Origin of the sequence: Pseudoblastomonas aquimaris (genome assembly GCF_035481675.1) — a bacterium.
Lineage (GTDB): Bacteria > Pseudomonadota > Alphaproteobacteria > Sphingomonadales > Sphingomonadaceae > Alteriqipengyuania_B.
The window spans coordinates 504,595-527,376 of the sequence record NZ_JAYJJW010000002.1; the positions used below are offsets into that span (position 1 = coordinate 504,595).

Consider the following 22,782-nt stretch of genomic DNA (forward strand, 5'->3'; position numbering starts at 1 on the left):
GTGTCAGACTTCGCCCAGCGCCTGGTCGAAGTCGGCAATCAGGTCGTCCGCGTCCTCGATCCCGATGGAAATGCGCACGAGATTGTCGGAAATGCCGAGCGACTGCTTGCGAGCATGCGGCACGGACAGGTGCGTCATGCTGGCCGGGTGACTGGCGAGCGTTTCGGTGCCGCCGAGGCTGACGGCCAGCTTGGCGATCTTCAGCGCGTCTAGGAAGCGGAAGCATTCCTCCTCCCCGCCCTTGATGAACAGGCTGAAGGTGCTGCCGGCCCCAAGGTCGTGCCGGTCGTAGATGTCCTTTTGCCGCGCGTCGGAAATGAAGCCGAGGTAGCCGAGGCCTTCCACCTTGTCGTGCCCGCGCAGGAATTCGCAGACCATCGCGGCATTCTCGCCCGCGCGCTGCATGCGCAGTTCGACCGTTTCGAGGCTGCGCAGCAGCATCCATGCGGTGTTGGGATCGGCGATACCGCCCATCGTGTTGCGCAGCGCGCGGACCGGGTCCATCCATTTCTTCGCGCCGGCGATGGAGCCTGCGACAAGGTCCGAATGGCCGCCGACATACTTGGTCAGCGAGTAGACCACGATGTCCGCCCCGTGATCGAGCGGGCGCGACCACAGCGGGCCGAGGAAGGTGTTGTCGATAGCGATGGGAGACTCGAGTGACGCCGCATCGCGCGCATCGCGCACCGCCTGCACGTCCACCAGAGCGTTGGTCGGGTTGGCCGGGCTTTCGAGATAGACCATGGCGACCTTGCCGCCCTGCTCGTCGGCCTGCGCCTTCGCCTTGGCGAGGACATCGTCCAGCTCCTCGCGCGTAGCGCCGGCGGGAAAATCGAGATAGGTCACGCCGAATTTCGACAGGACTTTCGACACGAACCCTTCGGACGCGGCGTAGAGCGGGCCGGAATGGACGATGACGTCGCCCACGCTGCAATAGGCCAGCATCAGCACGGTCACCGCGGTCATGCCGCTGGAAAAGCACAGCGCATCCTCTGCGCCGTCCCAGATCGCCAGCCGGTCTTCCAGGATTTCCTGGTTCGGGCCGTTAAAGCGGGAATAAACCAGGCCTTCCGCGCCGCCCGGGCGCTGGCCGGTGATGCCTTCGAAATGCCGCTTGCCTGCTGCCGCATTCTCGAAAGCGAAGGTGCTGGTGAGGAAGATCGGCGCCTTCAGGCTGCCTTCGGACAGGGCGGGGTCGTAGCCGTGGCCCATCATCAGCGTGGCGGGCTTCATCTGGCGGCCGTTCAGCTTGCCGACTTCGGGCTTCGGATTGCGGCGCGGGGTGGGCTTGTCGGTGGCGTCGATGGCGTCGGTCATGACGGTGCTTCCTGTAACGGTCGCTCCCAGGAAGGCAGGAGCCGGATCGGGCGCGGCCCGGGGCGCTGGCGATCCTAACCTCCGCAGGAACGCATCTCCGCCGGGCTGTGCGGGATGCGCTGCCGATTACTGCGCCCGACCGGCTATTTCAAGCACGCCGGGCCGGGTTCGCACGCCGTCAATAATGGCCGAAGCGAAGCAGCTTTCGCCGCGGGTCGAGAGCGAGCGGGCTCAGTTCGAGGGCACGGTCTTCCCACCGTGCCGCCGCATCGTCATCGCCCAAAGCGCGGTGGGCGTCGGCGTAGGCAAGATCCAGGGAGACGGAACGCCAGCCTGCCTTGCTGGCGGCGGCGAGCACTTTGAGGGCATCCTGCGGCCGTCCGTTTTCGGTGAGTGCGGAGGCGTAGACTTCGGCGACTTCGCCCGATCGGCGCATGCCATATTCCTCGCGCGCCAGCTCTAGTGCCTTAGAGGCGTCGCCGAAGTCGAGGAAGTGTTCCGCCGCATGGAGGCGGTAGGCATCGCGCGCTTCGCCAAGCTTGCCGAGCCATGCCACCCGTGCCTGCTCGCTCCAGCGCGCAGCTTCCGGTGTACGGCCACGATGGGCGAGAAAGCCGCCGAGGACGTCCATCACTTCAGGCTCGCCGCTGTCGCGCGCGATGCGTTCAAGATCGGCAATGCCTTCGTCCCATGCGCCGGTCGCGGCGCGTTGTTGCGCGGCATAGGTCTGCGCCACCCAATAGCCCGGGAAAGCATCGTCCGCAGCTGCAATCCATCGGCCCGCCGTCTCGAGCTCGCCGCTGGCGTAAGCGATGTTGGCCCGGTGGAGGGCGGCCTTCGCGAAATGCCACGGTTCCGGCCGCTGTGCAGCAAGCGTCTTGCCCGAAAGGCGCGCTGCTTCTGCGGGCTCTCCCGCCCACAACGCGCGGTCGGCAACCCGCATTCCGGAGCCGAGGGCCGTGTTCATCTTGGCCGCCTGGTCGTAGAGCTGCTGCGCCCGGCCCAGTTCGCCGCGCTGCATGGCAATGTCGCCGCGCAAGGCGAGGGCCACGGCGCGATCGTGCTGCGTCCGGCGCGGTGCGGCGATGGCGAACCGGTCGAGCATGCGCTCTGCGGTGTCCAGATCGTGGAAACTCATCGCGAGGGCGGCTCGGGTGAGGGTGGGGCCGGACCCGTCGGGCGCATCGGCGAGACCTGAATCGAGCAATTCCGCCGCTTCGTTCGCATCCGAAATATCACCGGAAAGGCCGAAGCGGTCCATCAGGGCAAGAGCCAGAGCTTCCTTGTGCAGCCAGCCCGCGTCGCCTGCTGCGAGCCGGTTGCGCATCGAGCCGACCGAACGGTCGGCGAGGCTGGCTGCCTCCGCCATGCCGGCACCGCCGTATCCGACGGCAACGTCGCCGGGCATGACTTCCGCATGGGCGGGAGCGGCAGGTCCGCCTTCGATGGCATAGCCGATGCCTGCCACGCCAATAGCGGCGGCGCACAACATCAAAGACAGTCGAACGGGCTTCTTCACGGTCGCTCTCCCCAGCGAGGTAAATCGTATCCGGGGCGCAGGTCAGGCCCGCGCCCCGGATTATCGGTGTCTGCGGGCCGGATCAGTCGGCGCAGATGTTGAAGCCGAGGCCGGTCAGATCGTCGTCGATACCGTCGGTGATCGCTGTCAGCTGCATCACGATGGGATCGACGAAGGTGCCTGCGGCATCGTCCGCCGGGCTCGCATCGTTATAGGCGATCTTCAGGTCCGACGGGATCAGTGCCGTCGACACCGCCGGCATGCCCATGCGGTCCACGCGCACATATGCGCTTGCCGGATCGCTGCGGAAGGTGAAGCCCGATCCGCCGCTGCTGGCGATCGGCGGGCTGCCTTGCGGCGGCAACAGGAACGGGAAGGTCATCGGCGGCGGGCCGATGTCATTCTGGTCCGGGTTGAGCGGCAGGTTGGCGAAAGTCAGCGCGTTCTGGTTCGGATCGCTGAGATCGAGCAGGAGCACGGCCAGCGTCACGTCTACCACCGGGTCCGCAGGCAGGCGGCCGTTGGGGAAACCGGCCGGGGCCGACGGATCGATTCGCAAGACGTCCGGGATGACCAGATCGGCAACCGTCACGCCGGGCGCGACCTCCTGGGTAAGGCATTGCCCCACATCCAGATTGCTTTGCGCAGGCGGTTGAGGGTCCATCGTGGCAGTCGGCGTCGGCATCGGTGTGATGCCGTTATCGTCGTCGCCATCGAAACACGCGGTCACGGCCAGGCTCAGGATTGCCGCTGCGGCAACACCGCCCAGTTTGGCATAGCGAGCTTTTTCGAATGTCTTTTTCATCAGAGCTGCCCTCCGAAGCGACGGGTTTCGGCCCATACGGTCAGGGCTCCCGTCGGGTTGATATTGGCGAGCGGCACCTGGATCACGAAGGCCGTGACGTTGGCGTTGGCGAAGAAATCGCGCTCGTTCGAAATGCTGAGGTTGCCGGTATCCACCGTCTCCATAAAGCCTTGCAGGTCGAAGAAGAACGGATCGTCGAACAGGCCCGCACGCGCACGTGCGCCGCCCGAGGTCAGGTCCTGGTTCACCGGTCCGGTGATCGTCCCGGCGCCGGGCACGCCCTGGATCTGGATGCCGTTGTTGCCGGCACCATCCTTGCCAAAGCGCACGTTGATCACGTTCTCGGTGTTGAGCGCGTCGCCATCGGTGGAAAGGAACACGCGATAAAGGACGTCGGGATCGTAGGTTGCCGGGCTGGCGGTGTCGGCCGGGCCTGCGAAGGTCACGACCATGTTGAGATTGGTATCGTCCGCCCACGAATAGATGTCGGCGATGTCAGCGGCCCGGTCCGGCGTTTCGTCCGCCATGGGGCTGGTACGGCTGGGCGGATCGCTGTGGTCGGCCGAGCGAATGGACTCGCCCGGCAGCAGGGCGGCCGCGCCCATGGCGCAGGCGGCAATCCCTCCGGCCAATAGATAGTGCTTGTTTTTCATGAGCTTTCTCCCCGAATAGTGCGCTCGGAGAACAGCTACGCCGCGTTCGGGAAAGTGGATGCACGATGAATGGAATCTTTTTTCGGGCGGGTCCGACGCGCGAAAAGTCCGGTGTCAGGCCAATCCGGCGACGGCGAAACAGACCGCGACGATCACCCCTATGCCGCACAGGTCGAGGACGAAGCCGGCGCGCACCATCCGGCCGATGCGGATGTTGCCGGTCGACCACGCGATGGCGTTGGGACCGGTCCCGGCGGGCAGCATGAAGCCCCAGCTGGCGGCGAGAGCGGCGGGCATCGCCAGCAGCATCGGATCGGCGCCGAGCGCGACGACCAGGCTGGCGACAATGGGGATGATGGCGCTTGCCGTGGCGACGTTGCTGGCGAATTCGGTGATCAGCACCACCATCGCGACGATGGCGAGGGCGACGACGAGGACGGGCACGGCTTCGAGGAACAGCAGCGCCTCCCCGAGCCACGCGGCGAGGCCGGACGCCTGCATCCCGGCCGCCAGCGCCAGCCCGCCGCCGAACATCATGATCACGCCCCATGGCGCGCGGTCGGCTTCCTTCCACCGCAGCAGCGGGCGGCCCGTCCCGTCGGGCAGCAGGAACAGCGCGAGACTGGCGATGATGGCGATGGTGCCGTCCTTCCAGCTGTCTTCCGGCAGGAAAGGCGCCACCCAACGCTGCGTCATCCACGCCAGGAAAGTCAGCGCGATCAGCGGGACCAGCCGCTTTTCCGCCGGCGACCACGGGCGGCGGTCGTCGATCGCGGCGCGCGCCTGCGCCACGTCGAAGGGATGCTCCGCAACCTTTTGCACGCGCGAGATGATCGCCGCGGCGAGCGGCACGCCCAGCAGCACGACCGGCAGGCCGAATGCCATCCAGCGCGCGAAGCTGATCTCCACCCCGATGATGTCGTCGATCAGCGCCACCGCAATCCCGTTGGTGGGCGAGCCGACGATGGTGCCGAGGCCGCCGATGCTCGCGGCAAAGGCGATGCCCATGGGAAGGGCGCCGGCGAGGCCTTCTTGCTGCCCTACCGCTTCGCTACTTGAGGGCGGGCGTTGTGGCCCCACCGCTTCGCTACTTGAGGGCGTGCCTTGTTCGCTATTTATGGCTACGCCCCCGCCCGCCAGCACGGCGAGGGCCATCGGCATCATGATGAGCGCGGTGGAGGTGTTGGAAATGAGCATGGACAGCACCGCCGCGCTGATCATGAAGGCGAGCAGCAACCGCGCCTGTCCGCCGCCCGTGCCGATGGCCTTCAGGATCGCCAGCGAGAGCCTGCGGTGCAGCCCCGTTCGCTCGATGGCGAGGGCGATGAATGCGCCGCCCAGGAGCAAGAACAGGATCGGCGCGTAATAGGCGCTAGCCGTCTCGTCCGCGCCCATGACGCCCGCCAGCGGAAGGACGACGAAGGGCATCAGCGCGGTGGCGGTCAGCGGAATCGCCTCGGTCATCCACCACGCCGCCATCAGCACGACCAGGCCGGCGACGATGAAGGCCTGCTGCGACAGGCCCGCGGGCGCGGGCACGATCGTAGTGATTGCGAGCGCCAGCGCGCCCGCCACAAGACCGATCCTGCCTGCTGTCATCACTTGCCCCTCCCTTGCGACCGCATCGCGGATTCATTCTTTCCGGGATAGGGCTACAAATGAAAAAGGGCACCGCAGCGGGTGCCCTCTCCACGATTTCTGCATGGCTATTTCGGCGAGATCACCATCAGCATCTGCCGCCCTTCAAGGCGGGGGAATGCTTCGACCTTGGCGATTTCGGTCGTGTCGTCCTGCACCCGCTTGAGCAGGTCCATGCCGAGGTTCTGGTGCGCCATCTCGCGGCCGCGGAAGCGCAGCGTGACCTTGACCTTGTCCCCGTTCTCGATGAATTTCACCACGTTGCGCATCTTCACGTCGTAATCGTGCGTGTCGATGTTCGGGCGCATCTTCACTTCCTTGATGTCCTGGGTCTTTTGCGTCTTGCGCGCCAGGTTGGCCTTTTTCTGAGCCTCATAGCGGTGCTTGCCGACATCGAGGAACTTGCAGACCGGCGGGTCCGCATTGGGTGAAACTTCGACGAGGTTGAGGCCGACTTCGGCGGCCTGTTCGATCGCTTCGCGCGTGAACATCACGCCCAGGTTCTCGCCCTGATCGTCGATCACGCGAACCTTGTCTGACTGGATGAAATTGTCGAAGCGGGGCCCGCTCTTAACGGGGGGCGTGTTCATACGCCGGGGGGGACGAGGTATAAGTCTTTCTCCTGTGACTCGTTGAAATCAGGCTTCCATGTAGGGGCTAAACCCCCGCCGCGCTAGTAGGCGCAGGTCAGGCAGCCGCACGCCACAGCGGAAATGTGGCGAGCTTGCCACGGGTGGGCACCACCGCGTCGATGGTATTGGCAGGCTGCAGCGCCTTCAGGATCGCCGGATCGCCCGCATCCATTCCGCCGGTAAGCGCGCCGAAGGCCGGCATGACGATCCGCGCGCCTTCCGCTCCGCGCGCCACCACCGCGCAGGGCCGCCGGATCGCCCGGCGGCGGATTTTCAGCTGCAGGCGCGGGTGGAAATGGCCGGAAATCTCGGGCCGGGTTTCCCCCTTGCGCGCGATATGCCGCAGGATGAAGCCGCCGAGCTCCACTTCCTTCGCCAGCGTCCCACCCAGTTTCTTCTTCAGCTGCGGATCGTGGTTGCCGGTGATCCACACCCAGTCGGTCGCCCGCGTCAGCGCCGCGAGCATGCCCGCGGCATGTGGCTCCAGCCGGTCGACGCCCGCGCTGTCATGGAAATTGTCGCCCAGCGTGATCACCCGCCGCGCGTCGGTCAGGCGGATTTCCTCCGACAGGCGCTCCAGCGTCTCGCGGCTGTCGTATGGCGGCAGGAACTGCCCGGTGGTGGCGTAGAAACTCGCCTTTTCGAGATGCAGGTCCGCCACCAACAGCGCGCGTTCGCGCGGCCAGTAGAGCGTGCGCCCCTCGGTCAGGACGAGCTCTTCACCGGCAAATTCGAAAGGGGCGAACGAAACGGGAACCATGACCGGCTATTGCCGCAAGGTTTCGGCGATGGCAAGTGGCATGCCATGACCGATACCGACGACTGGACGCAAACCGCGCGAACGTGGTTCGAAACCCTGCGCGACCGCATCTGCGGGGAATTCGAGGCCATCGAGCGTGAAGCCGGCTCCGATGCCGCATTCGACTATGCCGAATGGGCGCGGGAGGAAGACGGCAACGACAATCCCGGCGGCGGCGTGCGCGGGGTGATGAAAGGCAAGGTGTTCGAAAAGGTCGGCGTCAACGTCTCGACGGTGCACGGAAATTTCTCGCCCGAGTTCGCCGGGCAGGTCAACGGAGCCAGCGCCGAAAAACCGGGGTTTACCGCCACCGGCATAAGCCTGGTTGCCCACATGGCCAACCCGCACGTGCCCGCCGTGCACATGAATACGCGCTTCCTGACCACCGGCAAGTCGTGGTTCGGCGGCGGGGCGGACCTCAATCCGCCGATCCCCTATGCCGAGGATACGGAGGCCTTCCATGCCCGGCTGCGCGCGGCCTGCGCGGCCCACAACCCGACCTATTACGAGCGGTTCAGGAAATGGGCGGACGATTATTTCTACATCCCCCACCGCGGCGTGCATCGCGGGGTGGGCGGGATTTTCTACGACCACCTGGAATGCGACGACGCGGCCGCGTTCGAGCGCAATCTGGCTTTCACGAAAGATGTGGGCGAGGCGTTCCTCGACATCTATCCGCAGATCGTGCGCGGGCGCATGGCCAGCAACTTCGACGAGGCGGACAAGCGCCGGCAGCTCGAATGGCGCGGGCGTTATGCCGAATTCAACCTGGTCTACGACCGGGGAACCCTGTTCGGCCTCAAGACCGGCGGCAATATCGACGCCATCTTGATGAGCCTACCGCCGGAGGCCAGCTGGAGCTAGGCGGCAAGGGTGAGCAGGGCAGGCGCGCCGGGGACTGGTCCGGCGCGCCCGCCTGCGGGGATCAGGCGCCGAAAGTGCCGATCGAGGAGCAGACTTCGACCGTGGTTTCACCGAAGATCTCGCGCGCGCCGGGGAAATCTGGAGTGGTGGGCACATCGGTGCATTCGAGGATCTCGCAAGTGTCAGAATACTGGTTGCATTCGATGCGGATGTCGTTCGCGGAGGCGAAGGACGGTGCGAGCGCTGCGAGGGCTGCGAAAGCGATGCCGGTGCGCTTGGTGGCGATGTTCATGGTAATCTCCCCTTCTGGTTGTCAGAGGCATGCAGCGTAACGCCGCACGTGCGACGGCGTCTGTAGGACAGGTGTAGCTAGTGCATGCGCACTAGGCCGGGCGCGGCGCGAAATATCGGATGCGCCGCAGACCGATTTCGCTATGGGCGAATTCATGCGGTTCTTGCGCGATCCGGTCAGGCTGATTCCCTTGCTGTTCATGACGGCGATCGCGATCGGCACGCTGCTGCTGTGGCTGCCCATCGCCACGGCGGACGGGACCCAGACCGCGCTGTCGACGGCCTTCTTCACCTCCACCTCCGCAGTCGCCGTGACGGGGCTGATTGTGGTCGATACCGCGACCTACTGGTCCCCGTTCGGCAAGGGCGTGATCCTGTTGCTGTTCCAGGTGGGCGGGTTCGGGATCATGACCGCGGCGACGCTGTTCGGCCTGATGGCGGGGCGCGGCTTCGGCCTGCGCGACCGGATGGCGACGCAGGTGGAACGGGACCGGCTGGAAGTGGGCGATGCGCGGTCGGTGCTGAAGCTGGTGCTGACCATCACCCTTGTGGCGGAAGGCGTGATCGCCGCCATCCTGACAGCCCGCTTCGCGCTCGCTTACGACATGCCTTTCGCACAGGCGCTGTGGCACGGCGTGTTCCACTCGGTCAGCGCTTTCAACAACGCAGGATTTTCCAGCTTTTCCGACAGCGTGATGTCCTACCAGTCGGACGCCGTCATCCTCGTCCCCATCATGCTGGCCGTCATCGTCACGGCGCTGGGGTTTCCGGTGATGCAGGACATCCGCGCCCACGGCCTCGTCTGGCGGCGGTTCACCCTGCACAGCAAGATCACAATTAGCGGCACCGCCATCCTGCTGGCGACAGGCTTCGTCGCCATCCTCGCGAAGGAGTGGGCCAATCCCGATACGCTCGGGCCGATGGACACGGGCGCAAAACTGCTCAACGCCGCGTTCCATTCCGTCATGCCGCGCACGGCCGGGTTCAACAGCCTGGATGTCGGCGCGTTTCGCGACGAGACGCTGCTGGTGAATTACCTGCTGATGTTCATCGGCGGCGGCAGTGCGGGCACCGCCGGGGGGATCAAGATCACCACCTTCTTCCTGCTGCTGGCCGTGGTCGTGTCGGAAATCCGGCGGGAGCGCGACGTGGCCATTTTCGGCCGCCGCATCGACCAGCGGCTGGAGCGTCAGGCGCTGGCGATCACCACGATGGCCGTCATCCTGATCATGGCCGCTACGCTCTATATCCTCGCCATCGCGCCGCTGCCGCTCGACGACGTGTTGTTCGAAACCATTTCCGCCTTTTCGACCGTCGGGCTTTCGACCGGCATCACGGCGGAGCTTCCCGTGCAGGCGCATGTGGTGCTTGCGATCCTGATGTTCGTCGGCCGCGTCGGGACCATTACGGTGGCGACGGCGTTGGCTACAGGCTCGTCCGAACGGCCCTATCGTTTCCCGAAGGAGAACCCCATTGTCGGCTGACAAGCGCGAACCCGTCCTCGTCATCGGCCTCGGCCGCTTCGGCAGCGCCGTAGCCGGATCGCTGGAGCGGATGGGCCACGAGGTGCTGGGCGTCGATTGCGATCCCGCGCTGGTTCAGGAAAACGCCGGCGCGCTGACGCAGGTGCTGGAGGCCGACTGCACCGACATGGCCACGCTGGAGAAGCTGGGCGCGGCCACTTTCCGCTCCGCCGTGGTGGGCATCGGCACCGACATCGAAGCGAGCGTGCTGACCGTGCTCGCCCTGTCCGACCTCGGCGTGCAGTCGATCTGGGCGAAGGCCACCAATGACAAGCACGGCCGCATCCTGGAGCGGACCGGCGCGCATCACGTCGTCTTCCCCGAACAGCGGATGGGCGAGCGGGTGGCGCACCTGCTCAACGAGCGGCTGAAGGATTTCATCGCATTCGGCGACGAATTCGCGATTGCGCGGCTGGCGGCGCCCGCCACCATCGTCGGCCTGCCGCTGGTGACGAGCGAATGCCGCAGCCGGTTCGGCGTGACGGTGGTCGGCGTGAAGCGGGCGGGGGAGGACTTCCTCCACGCGACGCCCGATACGTTGATCCTGCCGGACGACGAGCTGGTGGTATCGGGCCGCATCGCCGACATCGAAGGCTTCGCCCGCTGCGGCGGCTGACGCGGACCCAACTCCATCGACAGGCGCTTCAGCGCACCGTAAGCCGCTGGCCGATAAGCGAACTACGACATTCGAATTTCCCGGAGAGACCGACCCATGCGCCCCATTTTCACCCTGCCGCTCGCCGCCCTGCTCCTGACCGGCACCGCTTGCACCACAATGCCGGTGGCAACGGGCGAGCCGAGCATGGTCGCGCCGATCCTGACGAGCGCGGACGCGGTCGACACGCTCAGCTACGCGCAGCCCCAGGTTGCCCGCGTGACCCACGTCGCGCTCGACCTCGCGCTCGATTTCGCGGGCAAGTCGCTCGGCGGGACTGCCGTGCTCGACATCGCCGCGCGCGATGATGCGGAAGCGATCGTGCTCGACAGCAACGGGCTGCGGATCGATTCGGTCACCGACGGGGCGGGCAATGCGCTTGATTACGAGATCGGCGCGATGGTCGCCGAAGGGGGCAAGGGCGCCCCCCTGACCATCCGCATGGGCGACGCGCGCCAGGTCCGCATCGCCTATCGCGCGGCGGAGAACGCCGAGGCGCTGCAATGGCTCAGCCCCGCACAGACGGCGGGCGGAGAGCATCCCTATCTCTTCAGCCAGGGCCAGGCGATCCTCAACCGCACCTGGATCCCGACGCAGGACAGCCCCGGCATTCGCCAGACGTGGGAAGCGCGCATCACCGCGCCCAAGCCCCTGACCGTGGTGATGAGCGGGATAGCGCAAGGCGCGCCCGAGGACCTCGGCAACGGCCGCCGCGCCTTCCGCTTCGAAATGGACAAGTCGGTCCCGCCCTATCTCATCGCGATTGCCGCGGGCGACATCGAATTCCGCGCATTGAGCGACCGCACGGGCGTCTGGTCCGAACCCTCCATGCTCGATGCCGCAGCCGCCGAAGTCGCCGATACCGAACGCATGGTCGTGGCGGCGGAGAAGCTTTACGGCCCCTATCGCTGGGGCCGCTACGACATGATCGTCCTGCCGCCGGCCTTCCCCTATGGCGGGATGGAAAACCCGGTAATGACCTTCCTGACGCCGACTTTCATCGCCGGCGACAAGAGCCTCAACGGCCTCGTCGCGCATGAACTGGCGCACAGCTGGTCGGGCAACCTCGTCACCAATGCCGTATGGGCCGACAGCTGGCTCAACGAAGGGGTCACGAGCTATTTCGAGAACCGCATCCTCGAAGAACTCTACGGCAAGGAGCGCGCCGAACAGGAAGCTGCGCTCGCCTTTGCCAATATCGAGGACACGCTGGCCGAAGTCGGCAATGCACCGGGCACGGCGCTCTACCAGCCGGAGAACGTCGACCCGGTCGGCAGCGCGATCATCTATGACAAGGGCGCCTATTTCCTTCGCACGATGGAAAGCATCGTCGGGCGCGAGCGGTTCGACGCATGGCTGGAAAGCTGGTTCGACCGCCATGCTTTCGAGCCCGCGACCAGCGCGATGATGCTGGCCGATATCCGCGCCAACCTGGTGCGCGGCGATGCGGCGCTGGAAAAGCGGCTGATGCTGGACGAATGGGTCTACGGTCCCGGCCTGCCGGGCAACGTCGCCCGCCCCGCGGCGGGTGCCTTCGCCGAGGTCGATGCGGCAGTTGCCGCCTATCCGGCGAGCGGACCCGTCGCGTCGGCACGCTGGGCGAGCTGGAATTCGGCGGAGAGGCAGCGTTACCTGCGCGGCCTGCCGCAGGAAATCGACGCTGCAGGGCTGGCCGCGATGGACCGGTCGCTGGGCCTGACCCAGGGCACGAACAACGAAGAGCTTTTCCTGTGGCTCAACCTTGCGCTCGCCAATCGCTACGACGCCGTTGTGCCGCGGACCGAGACGTTCCTCGCCAATGTCGGCCGGCGCAAGTTCGTGGCCCCGCTGTTCGCCACGCTGATGGGCGAAGGCGAATGGGGCCGGCCGATCGCGCGGCGGATCTATGCCCGGACCCGGCCCAGCTACCACGCAGTTACCACCGGCACCGTGGACCGGATCGTGAACGGCAGCTAGCCGGCGCGCCGGTCTCAGTCTGGGGGCGCGTTTTAGGCCTTGCGCTTGCTCATGCTGCACCGCACATTCGCAGGTGCGATGTTGCGGCAGTACGAACTGGTAGAACGGGTCAAGGCCTACGATCCGGACGCCGACGAGGCGCTGCTAAACCGCGCCTATGTCTATACCGTGCAGAAGCACGGCACGCAGAAGCGCGCCAGCGGCGATCCCTATTTCAGCCACCCGGTCGAAGTGGCCGGGCTGATGACCGACCTGCAGCTGGACCAGGACACGGTGATGACCGCGCTCCTCCACGATACGGTGGAGGATACGCTCGCCACGATCGACGATATCGAGGCCAAGTTCGGACCCGAGGTCGCGCGGCTGGTGGACGGGGTCACCAAGCTGTCCAAGATCGAACAGATGCCGGAAGACGAGCGGGCGGCTGAAAACCTGCGCAAGTTCCTGCTCGCCATGAGCGAGGACATCCGCGTGCTGCTGGTGAAGCTGGGCGACCGGCTGCACAACATGCGCACGCTGCATTTCATCAAGAACCCCGAAAAGCGCGCCCGCATCGCGCGCGAGACGATGGATATCTACGCCCCGCTGGCAGAGCGGGTGGGCATGTACGAATACATGCGCGAAATGCAGCTGCTCGCCTTCGAACAGCTGGAGCCCGAAGCCTACAAGCTGATCACCGGCCGGCTGGAGGAACTGCGGGGGGAAGGCGGCGCGCAGGTCGATGCGATCGCTTTCGAAATGAAGCAGGCGCTGGCCGAAGCGGGCCTCAACGTCGAGGTGTCGGGGCGCGAAAAGCACCCCTATTCGATCTGGAAGAAGATGGCGGAGCGCCACGTCAGCTTCGAACAGGTGACCGACATCATGGCGTTCCGCGTGATCTGCGAGAACGAGGTCGAATGCTACCGCGCGCTGGGCGTGCTCCACACCACGTGGCAGATGATCCCGGGCAAGTTCAAGGATTACATCTCCACGCCGAAGAATAACGGCTATCGCTCGCTCCACACTAGCCTGATTTACGAAAACTCGATGCGGGTGGAAGTGCAGGTGCGCACACGCGACATGCACCGGACCAACGAATTCGGCCTCGCCGCGCACTGGGCCTACAAGCAGGACGAGAGGCCCGACGGGCAGGTCGGCTGGCTGCGCGACCTGATCGAGATCGTCGATGCCGCGCACGACGCGGACGAACTGCTCGAACACACCAAGATGGCGATCTACCAGGACCGCATCTTCGCCTTTTCGCCCAAGGGGGCGCTACACCAGCTGCCCAAGGGCGCAACGCCGGTCGATTTCGCCTTTGCCGTCCACACGGACCTGGGCGCGCAGGCGGTGGGCGCGAAGATCAACGGGCGGCACGTGCCGCTGCGCACGGTGCTGGCGAACGGCGACGTGGTGGAAATCATCAAGTCCGAAAACAGCGAGCCGCAGATGAGCTGGCTGGGCTTCGTCGTTACCGGCAAGGCGCGCGCCGCGATCCGACGCGCCGTGCGGCAGAAGGAACGCGAGGAAATCGCCTCCATCGGCCGCCAGCTGTTCGACGAGATTGCCGAGCGCCTGCCCGCCAATATCGGCAAGAAGGCTACCAAGGCCGCGATCAAGCGGCTGGAGCTGGAGGACGAGGAAGACCTGATGTTCCGCATCGGTTCTGCCAAGCTGACCGATGCAGAGCTGATGGAGGCGCTGGTCCCCGGCTCGACGGCGGAATTCGACGAAGCGCAGCTTGCCGCGCGGCGCGATCACAAGCTGTCGATCAAGGGGCTGACCGCGGGCGTCGGCTTCGAGCTGGCCAAATGCTGCCACCCGGTGCCGGGCGACCGGATCGTGGGGCTGCGGCAGGAAGGCGAAAAGGTGGAGGTCCACGCCATCGACTGCCTGCAGCTGGCCAATGGCATCGATGCGGACTGGATGGATTTGCAATGGGGCGAACGCAGCGCCGGCGCGCCGGGCCGCATGCGCGTGGTGCTGTACGACCGCCCCGGCACAATGGCGGAAATGGCCGGCATCTTCGCGCGTAACGGCGGCAATATCGTCAACCTAGAACTGACCCAGCGCGACGAGCCCTTCCAGACCTACGAGATCGACCTGGAAGTGCAGGACCTGGCGCACCTGACCCGCACGCTCAGCTCCCTGCGCGCGAGCGACGCGGTGGCGCAGGCGGAGCGGATCTGATGAAAGTCATCGGGTTGGATCACGTCCAGCTCGCCATGCCGGCGGGCGGGGAAGACCGCGCCCGCGCCTTTTATCGCGGTGTGCTGGGCCTTGCCGAAGTGCCCAAGCCCGCGTCGCTTTCAGCGAACGGCGGCTGCTGGTTTTCGGGCGGCGGGGTCCATTTGCACTTGGGCCGGGAAGAGGGCTTCCGCCCGGCGACAAAGGCGCATCCCGCGCTGCTGGTGGACAACCTCGACGATGCCCGCGCCGCTTTTGCGAGGGCGGGCGTAGAGTTCCGCGACGGCAAGCCGCTCGACGGTTATCGCCGCGGCGATGTCGTCGATCCCTTCGGCAACCGCATCGAGATCATGCAGCGCGTTTGAGCCCGTCGCTCCCGTCGCTGGGCAAGTCCGCCGTCAGGGCTGCACCCGGCGAACCGGCACGGGGATGTTGCAGATATCCGCCCCGCCTGCGGGCACGATGAAGAAGGGGTCCCGGCGGTTCGCGCGCGCTTCGGCATAGGCGGCGAAGCTCTCGCTCACAGTGGACAGGTACTCGAACAGCGGTTGCTCGGACACCGGCAAGTCGCTCGCCACGCGGACCTGCAGGATCGGCACGCGTTCCTCGGCCGTTTCGTAGAAGCCGAGCGCCCCGGTCCCGCGCGGCAGGCTGGAGAGGTGCTCGATCCCCTCGATTACTCTGCCGACGAGCGCGATGTTGCGGTCCAGATGCCGCGGCGCATGGCCGATCACGGTGTAGAGCTCCGCGCCCGAACCCGTGTCGGGCGAGTAGTTCCGCCCCACGCCGACCATGCCGTAGCAGTGGACGGGCCATAGTTCGCCGGAACCCGCCTCATTCAGGCCAGTGGCAAACGGCCAACCGCTAACGATCCGCGTGTTAAGAGCAAAACTATCGCCGCGAAGATAACGCGCGACGTCCATTATCGCTTCAAGTTCGCTAGCGTCCAATTCGCCCGCCAAAACGGCCTGTTCCGCCGGGTCAAAAAGCTGCCTTGCGGCAGCCATACGCTGACTGCCAGTAACATCGTAACTTTTTAGAGGAAGCAGTGTGTCGCTGAAATCTTCCGGCTCGAAGGTGAAATCCTCCTCCGCCATCACGCGCAGCCCTTCCGGTAGCGGGTTGGCCTCGCCATCAGCTTCGGGATTGTCGTAATTCGGATCGCCCCACTGGACGACGTAGTTGTCCTGCACGCGGTTGACCGAAGTGCCGTCGTACCAGCCGCTGCGGGCGAGGGTGCGGATGTTGGCGATCCAGCCTTGGCTGAACGGCTCCGGCATCAGCTGGATGACCACTTCGCGGGGCTTGCCGTCGCGGTCGGGGGCGAGGGTCATGACCACGAGGTCCTCCGCCGCGATCGCCTGCCATTCGGCCGCATCCGCCTGCGCCACGATCTCGCCGGGCGACAGCGGAGCCTCATCCTGCGCGGCAGCGGGGAGGGCCAGCGCGAGCGCCGCTGCGGTGGCGAGCAGCGCCCTCACGGCGCGTTTCCCTCGTCCAGCCGCTCGATGGGCACGCTCACGCCGCACACGTCCACCCCGCCGGCGGGCACGCGGTAGAAGCTGTCGAAGCGGTTGGCGGTGACGCCTACCATCCGCGCGAATGCCTCGCTGGTGGGGGAGAGCGTGCGGAAGCGCGGCCGCTCGCCCTGCGGCAATTCGTCGGCTAGCCGCGCCCGCAATATCGGCACCCGCTGCGCCGCATCGGCGTAGACGCCCGCATCGCCGGTACCGCGCGGCAGGACCGAGAGATGCTCGATCCCCGCGATGACCCGCCCGATTACCGCGATATTGCGGTCGAGCCGGCGCGGCGCATGGCCGATCACGGCATAGAGCTCCGCCCCCGTTCCCGTGTTCGGCGACAGGTCCCGCGCCACGCCGACGCTGGCATAGCAATGCGTCGGCCAGATCGTGGCCTCGTTCCACGCCACCGGAAACCCGTGACGGAAGCCCGCGTGGGGCGCGTAGGGATCGGTAATTCCGGGGAAAGCGGCCGTGCGCCCGTCGCGCGGGCGCGGCGTGACATATTCGCTTTCCGGCACGGTCAGCAGCCCATCGGGCAACGGCTTGGCTTTGGCCGGGTCGTCCTCCCCGTCGCCCCACTGCGCTACCCAATTATCGACCACGCGGTAGACGGTCGTGCCGTCCCACCAGTGCGCCCGGGCGAGCGTGCGCACGTTCCGGACCCAACCTTCCGACAGCGGTTCCGGCATCAGCTGGATCACGATCCGGCGCGGTTGCCCCGCGGTATCGGGCGTCAGGTCCATGACCAGCAGGTCATCGGGCGCAATCGCGGTCCAGTCCGCCTCGCTCGCCAGCGCGACCATGTCGGCCGGCGTGGTGCCGTCGGGTTCGCCCGCGGCGGCTGGCTGGAGCGGCGGGACGGTGGCGCAGGCGGCAAGTGCCAGCGTGGTGGCAGCGGTAAGAAGGCTCTTCATGGCCAAGGGTCTGCCACGCAGGCGGGCGCAGCGCTAGTCCGCCATCTCCTCCAGCGCGTGCATATCGTCGTCCGACAGGCCGAAGTGGTGGCCGACCTCGTGGATCACCACATGGGCGACGAGGTGCTCCAGCGTCTCGTCTCCGCGCTCGGCCCATTCGTCCAGGATCGCACGGCGGAACAGGCGGATGCGGGTGGGCATGGTCCCCGAATGCTCGATCGACTGATCGGTCAATGCGACGCCCTCGTAAATGCCGGTGAGTTCGTAGGGATGCTCGCAGCCGACCGACTGCAGCGTCTCGTCGTCGGCATATTCCTCGACGCTGAAGACCACCGCGCCGAGGTGTTCGGCGAATTGCGAGGGCAGGCGATCCAGCGTCGCTCGGCCCATGGCTTCCATCTCTTCGGCAGAGGGGGCGAGGCCGATCGTCCGCGTCATCGCCCACCCATGGCGCGACGGCCTTGCACCCGCAACCCCATGCAGCTAGAGGCGCGCATTCTTGTTGGCCTATCGCGCCAAGCGCTACTTGAAGCCGGAGGGTGTGTGACTTCACCCCCGCACTCGAGTAGCGAAGCGATAGTGCGAACCGGAACGCGGAGCGGTGGCCGAGTGGTCGAAGGCGCACGCCTGGAAAGTGTGTATACGGTAACCCCGTATCGAGGGTTCGAATCCCTCCCGCTCCGCCACACATAAGTGATTGATATAGGACGATTTTCAGTTTGCGCGCAAGCCTCGCAGTTCTGCGCGCTTCACGGCCAGAAGCGGGTCTGCAGAGAGCGCTCGAGCGGTCCGATAGATTAGATTCGCGAGCCCTTTCTCCGTGGGGCCAATCGCCAGTACGTAGTGCTGGGCCTAGCTACCAATCACATCATTCAGGCACGTCACTTTGGGCCGGACGGATGGATGCATCGCACTTCGTTCTCTCCACCAATGTTTTTCGGACACCTTTTCCCACCGGACGGTTCTAAGAGAAAAGGAGGTGCGCTTGGCCGACACAATCACCGTAAACGGAACCGCCCACCCCACTCCCGACGACCCGCGGGTCAGTCTTCTCGATTTCCTGAGGCAACACATCGGCCTCACCGGCACGAAGAAGGGCTGCGATCACGGCCAGTGCGGTGCGTGCACGGTTCTCGTGAACGGCATCCGCATCAACAGCTGCCTGACGCTGGCGGCGATGCACGATGGCGACAGCGTGACGACCATCGAAGGTCTCGGCACGCCCGACGAGCCGTCCGCCCTCCAGCGCGCTTTCATCGAGCATGATGGCTTCCAGTGCGGCTATTGCACGCCGGGCCAGATCTGCTCCGCCACCGCCATGCTGGAAGAAATCGCCGCCGACTGGCCGAGCGACGCCAGCGAAAGTCTCGAGGGGCAGATCGCGATCTCCGGCGAAGAGATACGTGAGCGGATGAGCGGCAATCTGTGCCGCTGCGGCGCTTACGCGAACATCGTCGCTGCGATCGAGGACGTCGCGGCGGGAGGCAAGTCATGAGGCCGTTCCAATACACCCGCGCGCCTTCGCTGTCCGAAGCTTCGCATGTGACCGCCGAGGAGGATGCGCTTGCCATTGCGGGCGGAACCAACCTGCTCGACCTCATGAAACTGCAGGTGGAAACGCCGGGTCAGCTGGCCGACATCAATCGGCTTGGCCTTGCGGATATCGAGGACACGGACGAAGGCGGCCTGCGTTTGGGTGCGCTCGCCACGAATACCGAAACCGCCGTCCACCCGCGCGTTCGCGCCGACTATCCGGTCCTGTCGCGCGCCATTCTGGCCGGGGCGACGCAGCAGCTGCGCAACAAGGCCACCAATGGCGGCAATCTGTGCCAGCGCACGCGGTGCTTCTACTTCACGAAACCTGACCAGCCCTGCAACAAGCGCGACCCGGGCAGCGGCTGCGGGGCAATCGACGGCATTGCGAAACTCCATGCGATCCTGGGCACGAGCGACCAGTGCATCGCAACCTATCCGGGCGACATGGCCGTGGCGCTGAGCGCGCTCGACGCGGTGGTGCACATGTCGAGCGACAAGGGCGAGCGCCAGGTGCCGGTGCGCGACTTCCACTGCTTGCCGGGCGATACGCCATGGATCGAGAACGTCCTCGAACCGGGCGAGATCATCACCGGTATCGTTCTTCCTGCTCCGGTCGGGGGCACGCAGATCTATCGCAAGGTGCGCGAGAGATCGTCCTATGCCTTTGCGCTGGTCTCCGTTGCCGCCGTGATCGAACTGACGGACGGCAAGTTTACCCGCGCCGATCTCGCCTTTGGCGGGTTGGCGCACAAGCCGTGGCACGATCCGCGGGTCGAAGAAGCCCTGATCGGCCAGCCCCCCTCGGACGCGCTGTTCGACAAGGCAGCCGATATCCTGCTGAGCGATGCGCGCGGGTTCGGGGAGAACGACTTCAAGATACCGCTGGCGCGGCGCACGCTTCACGCCGTCCTGGCGCAGGCTACGGAGGACGCGGCATGACGGTCCATTTCAAGCAGGACGAGCCCGACAACTCCAACCGCCTAGATGGGATGAAGCAGGGTGTGCTTGGAAAGCCCCTGCCGCGCATCGAGGGACTGGCCAAAGTCACCGGCACCGCGCCCTATGCCGCCGAATATCCGGTCGAAAACTGCGCCGAGGGTGTGCTGGTCACCTCGACCATCACGCGCGGCGAGGTTACTTCCATCGACCGGGCAAGCGTGCTGTCCATGCCCGGCGTGATCGCGGTGGTCGATGACGAGAAGATGTGCACCCGCGCCGCGCAGGGGACGGCCAACGAAGCGCCCATGCAGGGGCCGACGCAGGTCTGCTACTGGGGCCAGCCGATCGCGCTGGTGGTCGCCGAGACATTCGAACAGGCGCGCGATGCGGCCAAGCACCTGAAGGTCGAATATCGCGAGGAGAAAGGCGCTTTACTCGATCCGAACGCGGTCGAACCGGAAGAGCAGGAGGACGAGACGGTCCATCAGGGCTATCTGGCGCATGCCATGGCCGAAGCCGCGCATAGCGTCGACGTAACCTACACAACCAAGGGCCACGCCTCCGCCGCGATGGAACCGCATGCCGCAATCGCCCAGTGGGACGGCGACAAGCTGACCGTCCACGCCTCCCTCCAGATGCTCAACTACAACATCACCGAACTGGCCGATGCGCTCGATATGGAAGAGGAGAATATCCGCCTCATATCGCGCTTCGTCGGGGGCGGTTTCGGTTCTAAGCTGGGCATAAGCGAAGAGGTTGTCGCAGCCGCGTTGGCGGCGAAAGCGGTCGGGTGCCCGGTCCGCGTCGTGCAGTCGCGCCAGCAGGTTTTCCAGACGGTCATGCGCCGCAGCGAAACCACGCAGCGCCTGCGCCTAGCAGCCGATAGTGATGGAAAGCTCACCGGCTTCGGCCACGAGGCGCTGGTGTCCAACCTTCCCGGGGAGACATTTGCCGAGCCCGTGCTTCAATCGTCTCATTTCATGTACGGCGGCGAAAACCGCGAACTGATGCTCAATGTCGCCCGCATCCATCGCATGACGGCCGGATCGGTGCGCGCACCGGGTGAAGCCGTGGGCATGCCGGCGCTCGAAGGGGCGATGGATGTGCTCGCCGAAAAGGCCGGCATCGATCCGGTTGAGCTTCGCCTGCGCAACATACCCGAGAGGGATCCCGAGGAAGACCTGCCGTTCTCCTCGCACAAGCTTGCCGATTGCCTGAAGCAGGGCGCTGAAGCCTTTGGTTGGGACAAAGGCCTCCGCAAACCGCGCCAGCGGCGTGAGGGCGAATGGTGGATCGGCACCGGCATGGCTAGCGCCGCGAGAGTACACAACATCTCCGAGGCAAAGGCGCGGGTCACTCTGAAAGCGGACGGCACGGCGCTCGTTGAAACCGACATGACCGACATCGGCACCGGTACCTACACCATCCTCGCGCAGATTGCCGGGGAGATGCTGGGGCTGGATCCGGAGCAGGTCCTGGTCGAACTGGGCGACACGCGCCACCCGCGCGGCCCCGGCTCGGGCGGCAGCTGGGGCGCGGCTTCGATCGGTTCGGCGGTCTATATCGCTTGCAAGGCGATCCGCGAGGCACTGGCCGCTAAGGTCGGCACGAGTGAGGAAGAACTCGACCTGCAGGATGGCAAAACCGCTACCGGCGCGGTTCTGACCGACCTTCTCGAAGGCAAGGACCTTGTGCGCGAAGGCCATTACGAGCCGGGCGATATCGAAGACGATTACACCGCCTCCGGCTTCGGCGCCTTCTTCGCTGAAGTGCGCGTCAATCACTTCACCGGGGAAGCCCGCGTCGATCGCATGCTAGGCGCATTCGGCTTCGGCCGTGTGCTGAATGCCAAGACCGCTCGCTCGCAATGCATCGGCGGCATAACCTGGAGCATCGGCGTGGCACTGACCGAGGCGCTGGAATTCGATCCGCGCGACGGACACCTCGTCAACTGCGACCTGGCCGAGTACCACGTGCCAGTCCATCGCGATGTACCCGATCTCGAAGTCGTGCTGGTCGAGGAACGCGATGGCGCAGCCAGTCCGATCCAAGCCAAGGGCATCGGCGAGCTCGGTATGTGCGGCGGTGCGGCAGCTATCGCCAATGCGATCTACAACGCTTGTGGTGCGCGGCTCTACGATTACCCGATGACGCCGGATCGCGTTCTCGCGGCGATGCCCGACTAATGTTGGCCAAATGTCCAATCGCTATCGAGCACGACGAGGATCACCTCGCGCTGGCTGCGGCGTGCCAATCGGGTGTGGGACTCTGCACTATTGTAAGAATAGAGGGCAGCTTCTCGCGGCGCCTTGGAGCGCAGCTGGCGGTTTTGCCCGATGGTTCAACTGTCGGCGATCTTGCCGATGGCTGCTTGGAGAGACAATTAGCGACCGACCTGTTGCAATCCGCGAGCAAACGTGTCGTCCGCTATGGTCGCGGTTCATCCACAATAGATTTCCGCCTGCCGTGTGGAGGCGGTCTCGATATCCTTCTGGATCCCGCGCCGGATCGGGTGGCTTGTCGATCCGCGCTTAAGACGCTTCAATCGCGGCGTCCGGCCCGCCTCTCGATAGTCGTAGGCGAGCATCTCTTCGAACGCACCTATCTGCCTTCGCTGAAGCTGGTCGTTCTTGGAGAGGGGCCCGAAATTGCGGCCGTGGCGTCGCTGTGTGCGGCCATGAAGATTGATGTCGAAGTGCTCTCAAGAGATGATCTTACTCTTGGCGGAAGGGTCTCGAATGTGTGTTACGATCCCTGGACGGCCTGCCTGCTGCTGTTCCACGATCATGAATGGGAGTTGGCCCTGCTAGAGCAGGCGCTGGCAAGCGACGCCTTTTACGTCGGCGCTCAGGGCGGGGAGAGGGCGCGCTCAGATCGTACGCTGGGGCTTGCCGCGCGCGGTGTTCCTGAGGAGCAGATCGCGCGCCTCACCAGCCCGGTAGGCTTGTTGCCTGCCTGCAAGTCGCCGCGAACCATCGCTCTGTCGGCGCTTTCGGAAATCGTCGGCTGCTACGAGAAAATGCGTGCCGTCGCATGAGCTGAAGACAGGCGT

21 protein-coding genes and 1 tRNA gene are annotated in these 22,782 nt (G+C 65.5%); 11 read left to right on the plus strand and 11 right to left on the minus strand.

The genetic code is table 11. The annotated features are described in order from the left end of the window. Nucleotides 1-3: 3 nt before the first annotated feature. From VCJ71_RS12610 to pdeM, 7 genes are all read right to left on the minus strand, one after another. A complete protein-coding gene (locus VCJ71_RS12610; RefSeq protein WP_324641480.1) occupies nucleotides 4-1,317 on the minus strand; it encodes a cystathionine gamma-synthase family protein in 1,314 nt (437 codons plus the stop codon). A 178-nt stretch (nucleotides 1,318-1,495) separates the two neighbouring features. Next, on the minus strand, nucleotides 1,496-2,836 hold the full coding sequence (locus VCJ71_RS12615; protein WP_324641481.1) for a tetratricopeptide repeat protein: 1,341 nt from the start codon (nucleotides 2,834-2,836) through the stop codon (nucleotides 1,496-1,498). Nucleotides 2,837-2,918: 82 nt separating this feature from the next. Continuing rightward, the gene (locus VCJ71_RS12620; protein WP_324641482.1) at nucleotides 2,919-3,641 is read right to left on the minus strand and encodes a hypothetical protein; all 723 of its coding nucleotides are present in this window, start codon (nucleotides 3,639-3,641) and stop codon (nucleotides 2,919-2,921) included. Next, a complete protein-coding gene (locus tag VCJ71_RS12625; protein WP_324641483.1) occupies nucleotides 3,641-4,294 on the minus strand; it encodes a DUF4331 family protein in 654 nt (217 codons plus the stop codon). The genes VCJ71_RS12620 and VCJ71_RS12625 overlap by 1 nt, the downstream gene beginning before the upstream one ends. A gap of 114 nt (nucleotides 4,295-4,408) precedes the next feature. Beyond that, a complete protein-coding gene (locus VCJ71_RS12630; RefSeq protein WP_324641484.1) occupies nucleotides 4,409-5,893 on the minus strand; it encodes an SLC13 family permease in 1,485 nt (494 codons plus the stop codon). A gap of 107 nt (nucleotides 5,894-6,000) precedes the next feature. After that, nucleotides 6,001-6,522, minus strand: a complete 522-nt coding sequence (infC, locus tag VCJ71_RS12635) for a translation initiation factor IF-3 (protein ID WP_324641485.1) — start codon at nucleotides 6,520-6,522, stop codon at nucleotides 6,001-6,003. A gap of 97 nt (nucleotides 6,523-6,619) precedes the next feature. Continuing rightward, nucleotides 6,620-7,324: a ligase-associated DNA damage response endonuclease PdeM gene (pdeM, locus tag VCJ71_RS12640; RefSeq protein WP_324641486.1), complete on the minus strand. Its 705-nt coding sequence runs from the start codon at nucleotides 7,322-7,324 to the stop codon at nucleotides 6,620-6,622. A 45-nt stretch (nucleotides 7,325-7,369) separates the two neighbouring features. Between pdeM and hemF the strand changes: the two genes are divergently transcribed. Further along, nucleotides 7,370-8,227 carry an oxygen-dependent coproporphyrinogen oxidase gene (hemF, locus tag VCJ71_RS12645; protein WP_324641487.1) on the plus strand — a complete coding sequence of 286 codons (858 nt, stop codon included), beginning with the start codon at nucleotides 7,370-7,372 and terminating at the stop codon, nucleotides 8,225-8,227. 61 nt (nucleotides 8,228-8,288) lie between these two features. Here hemF and VCJ71_RS12650 read toward each other — a convergent pair whose 3' ends face one another. Continuing rightward, nucleotides 8,289-8,519, minus strand: coding sequence for a hypothetical protein (locus VCJ71_RS12650; RefSeq protein WP_324641488.1), 231 nt, complete (start codon nucleotides 8,517-8,519; stop codon nucleotides 8,289-8,291). A 199-nt stretch (nucleotides 8,520-8,718) separates the two neighbouring features. On the opposite strand from VCJ71_RS12650, the gene VCJ71_RS12655 reads away from it, so the two are divergent. The 5 genes from VCJ71_RS12655 to VCJ71_RS12675 all read left to right on the plus strand — a co-directional run bounded on the left by VCJ71_RS12655 (nucleotide 8,719) and on the right by VCJ71_RS12675 (nucleotide 15,183). Continuing rightward, nucleotides 8,719-10,002 carry a TrkH family potassium uptake protein gene (locus tag VCJ71_RS12655; protein ID WP_324641489.1) on the plus strand — a complete coding sequence of 428 codons (1,284 nt, stop codon included), beginning with the start codon at nucleotides 8,719-8,721 and terminating at the stop codon, nucleotides 10,000-10,002. Continuing rightward, nucleotides 9,992-10,657, plus strand: coding sequence for a potassium channel family protein (locus VCJ71_RS12660; RefSeq protein ID WP_324641490.1), 666 nt, complete (start codon nucleotides 9,992-9,994; stop codon nucleotides 10,655-10,657). Before VCJ71_RS12655 ends, VCJ71_RS12660 begins: the two co-directional genes overlap by 11 nt. Before the next feature lie 96 nt (nucleotides 10,658-10,753). Next, nucleotides 10,754-12,652, plus strand: coding sequence for a M1 family metallopeptidase (locus VCJ71_RS12665; RefSeq protein WP_324641491.1), 1,899 nt, complete (start codon nucleotides 10,754-10,756; stop codon nucleotides 12,650-12,652). Between the two features lie 78 nt (nucleotides 12,653-12,730). Then, nucleotides 12,731-14,821 carry a RelA/SpoT family protein gene (locus tag VCJ71_RS12670; protein WP_324641544.1) on the plus strand — a complete coding sequence of 697 codons (2,091 nt, stop codon included), beginning with the start codon at nucleotides 12,731-12,733 and terminating at the stop codon, nucleotides 14,819-14,821. Then, nucleotides 14,821-15,183: a VOC family protein gene (locus VCJ71_RS12675; protein ID WP_324641492.1), complete on the plus strand. Its 363-nt coding sequence runs from the start codon at nucleotides 14,821-14,823 to the stop codon at nucleotides 15,181-15,183. The genes VCJ71_RS12670 and VCJ71_RS12675 overlap by 1 nt, the downstream gene beginning before the upstream one ends. A gap of 33 nt (nucleotides 15,184-15,216) precedes the next feature. On the opposite strand, the gene VCJ71_RS12680 is transcribed toward VCJ71_RS12675, so the two are convergent. The 3 genes from VCJ71_RS12680 to VCJ71_RS12690 are packed head-to-tail and all read right to left on the minus strand — an operon-like array spanning nucleotide 15,217 to nucleotide 17,693. Next, nucleotides 15,217-16,299, minus strand: a complete 1,083-nt coding sequence (locus tag VCJ71_RS12680; protein WP_324641493.1) for a peptidylprolyl isomerase — start codon at nucleotides 16,297-16,299, stop codon at nucleotides 15,217-15,219. Next, nucleotides 16,296-17,255, minus strand: a complete 960-nt coding sequence (locus VCJ71_RS12685; protein ID WP_324641495.1) for a peptidylprolyl isomerase — start codon at nucleotides 17,253-17,255, stop codon at nucleotides 16,296-16,298. Before VCJ71_RS12685 ends, VCJ71_RS12680 begins: the two co-directional genes overlap by 4 nt. A gap of 33 nt (nucleotides 17,256-17,288) precedes the next feature. Further along, a complete protein-coding gene (locus tag VCJ71_RS12690) occupies nucleotides 17,289-17,693 on the minus strand; it encodes a metallopeptidase family protein (RefSeq protein WP_324641497.1) in 405 nt (134 codons plus the stop codon). A 157-nt stretch (nucleotides 17,694-17,850) separates the two neighbouring features. Here VCJ71_RS12690 and VCJ71_RS12695 point away from each other — a divergent pair. The 5 genes from VCJ71_RS12695 to VCJ71_RS12715 all read left to right on the plus strand — a co-directional run bounded on the left by VCJ71_RS12695 (nucleotide 17,851) and on the right by VCJ71_RS12715 (nucleotide 22,767). Further along, nucleotides 17,851-17,941, plus strand: a tRNA-Ser gene (locus VCJ71_RS12695). Between the two features lie 299 nt (nucleotides 17,942-18,240). Continuing rightward, entirely contained in the window at nucleotides 18,241-18,750 is a 510-nt protein-coding gene (locus VCJ71_RS12700) for a 2Fe-2S iron-sulfur cluster-binding protein (protein ID WP_324641498.1), read from the plus strand. Then, nucleotides 18,747-19,730, plus strand: coding sequence for an FAD binding domain-containing protein (locus VCJ71_RS12705; RefSeq protein WP_324641499.1), 984 nt, complete (start codon nucleotides 18,747-18,749; stop codon nucleotides 19,728-19,730). The genes VCJ71_RS12700 and VCJ71_RS12705 overlap by 4 nt, the downstream gene beginning before the upstream one ends. After that, complete coding sequence (locus VCJ71_RS12710; RefSeq protein ID WP_324641500.1) at nucleotides 19,727-21,916, plus strand: xanthine dehydrogenase family protein molybdopterin-binding subunit; 2,190 nt, start codon at nucleotides 19,727-19,729, stop codon at nucleotides 21,914-21,916. Before VCJ71_RS12705 ends, VCJ71_RS12710 begins: the two co-directional genes overlap by 4 nt. Beyond that, a complete protein-coding gene (locus tag VCJ71_RS12715; protein WP_324641501.1) occupies nucleotides 21,916-22,767 on the plus strand; it encodes an XdhC family protein in 852 nt (283 codons plus the stop codon). Before VCJ71_RS12710 ends, VCJ71_RS12715 begins: the two co-directional genes overlap by 1 nt. Nucleotides 22,768-22,782: the final 15 nt, after the last annotated feature.

Bases quoted from the DNA above. Each gene is read 5' to 3' on its own strand.
- VCJ71_RS12610 (WP_324641480.1), bottom strand. From the start codon at position 1,317: ATGACCGACGCCATCGACGCCACCGACAAGCCCACCCCGCGCCGCAAT.
- VCJ71_RS12620 (WP_324641482.1), bottom strand. From the start codon at position 3,641: ATGAAAAAGACATTCGAAAAAGCTCGCTATGCCAAACTGGGCGGTGTT.
- VCJ71_RS12625 (WP_324641483.1), bottom strand. From the start codon at position 4,294: ATGAAAAACAAGCACTATCTATTGGCCGGAGGGATTGCCGCCTGCGCC.
- VCJ71_RS12630 (WP_324641484.1), bottom strand. From the start codon at position 5,893: ATGACAGCAGGCAGGATCGGTCTTGTGGCGGGCGCGCTGGCGCTCGCA.
- infC (WP_324641485.1), bottom strand. From the start codon at position 6,522: ATGAACACGCCCCCCGTTAAGAGCGGGCCCCGCTTCGACAATTTCATC.
- pdeM (WP_324641486.1), bottom strand. From the start codon at position 7,324: ATGGTTCCCGTTTCGTTCGCCCCTTTCGAATTTGCCGGTGAAGAGCTC.
- hemF (WP_324641487.1), top strand. From the start codon at position 7,370: ATGACCGATACCGACGACTGGACGCAAACCGCGCGAACGTGGTTCGAA.
- VCJ71_RS12650 (WP_324641488.1), bottom strand. From the start codon at position 8,519: ATGAACATCGCCACCAAGCGCACCGGCATCGCTTTCGCAGCCCTCGCA.
- VCJ71_RS12655 (WP_324641489.1), top strand. From the start codon at position 8,719: ATGACGGCGATCGCGATCGGCACGCTGCTGCTGTGGCTGCCCATCGCC.
- VCJ71_RS12665 (WP_324641491.1), top strand. From the start codon at position 10,754: ATGCGCCCCATTTTCACCCTGCCGCTCGCCGCCCTGCTCCTGACCGGC.
- VCJ71_RS12670 (WP_324641544.1), top strand. From the start codon at position 12,731: ATGTTGCGGCAGTACGAACTGGTAGAACGGGTCAAGGCCTACGATCCG.
- VCJ71_RS12675 (WP_324641492.1), top strand. From the start codon at position 14,821: ATGAAAGTCATCGGGTTGGATCACGTCCAGCTCGCCATGCCGGCGGGC.
- VCJ71_RS12685 (WP_324641495.1), bottom strand. From the start codon at position 17,255: ATGAAGAGCCTTCTTACCGCTGCCACCACGCTGGCACTTGCCGCCTGC.
- VCJ71_RS12690 (WP_324641497.1), bottom strand. From the start codon at position 17,693: ATGACGCGGACGATCGGCCTCGCCCCCTCTGCCGAAGAGATGGAAGCC.
- VCJ71_RS12705 (WP_324641499.1), top strand. From the start codon at position 18,747: ATGAGGCCGTTCCAATACACCCGCGCGCCTTCGCTGTCCGAAGCTTCG.
- VCJ71_RS12710 (WP_324641500.1), top strand. From the start codon at position 19,727: ATGACGGTCCATTTCAAGCAGGACGAGCCCGACAACTCCAACCGCCTA.
- VCJ71_RS12715 (WP_324641501.1), top strand. From the start codon at position 21,916: ATGTTGGCCAAATGTCCAATCGCTATCGAGCACGACGAGGATCACCTC.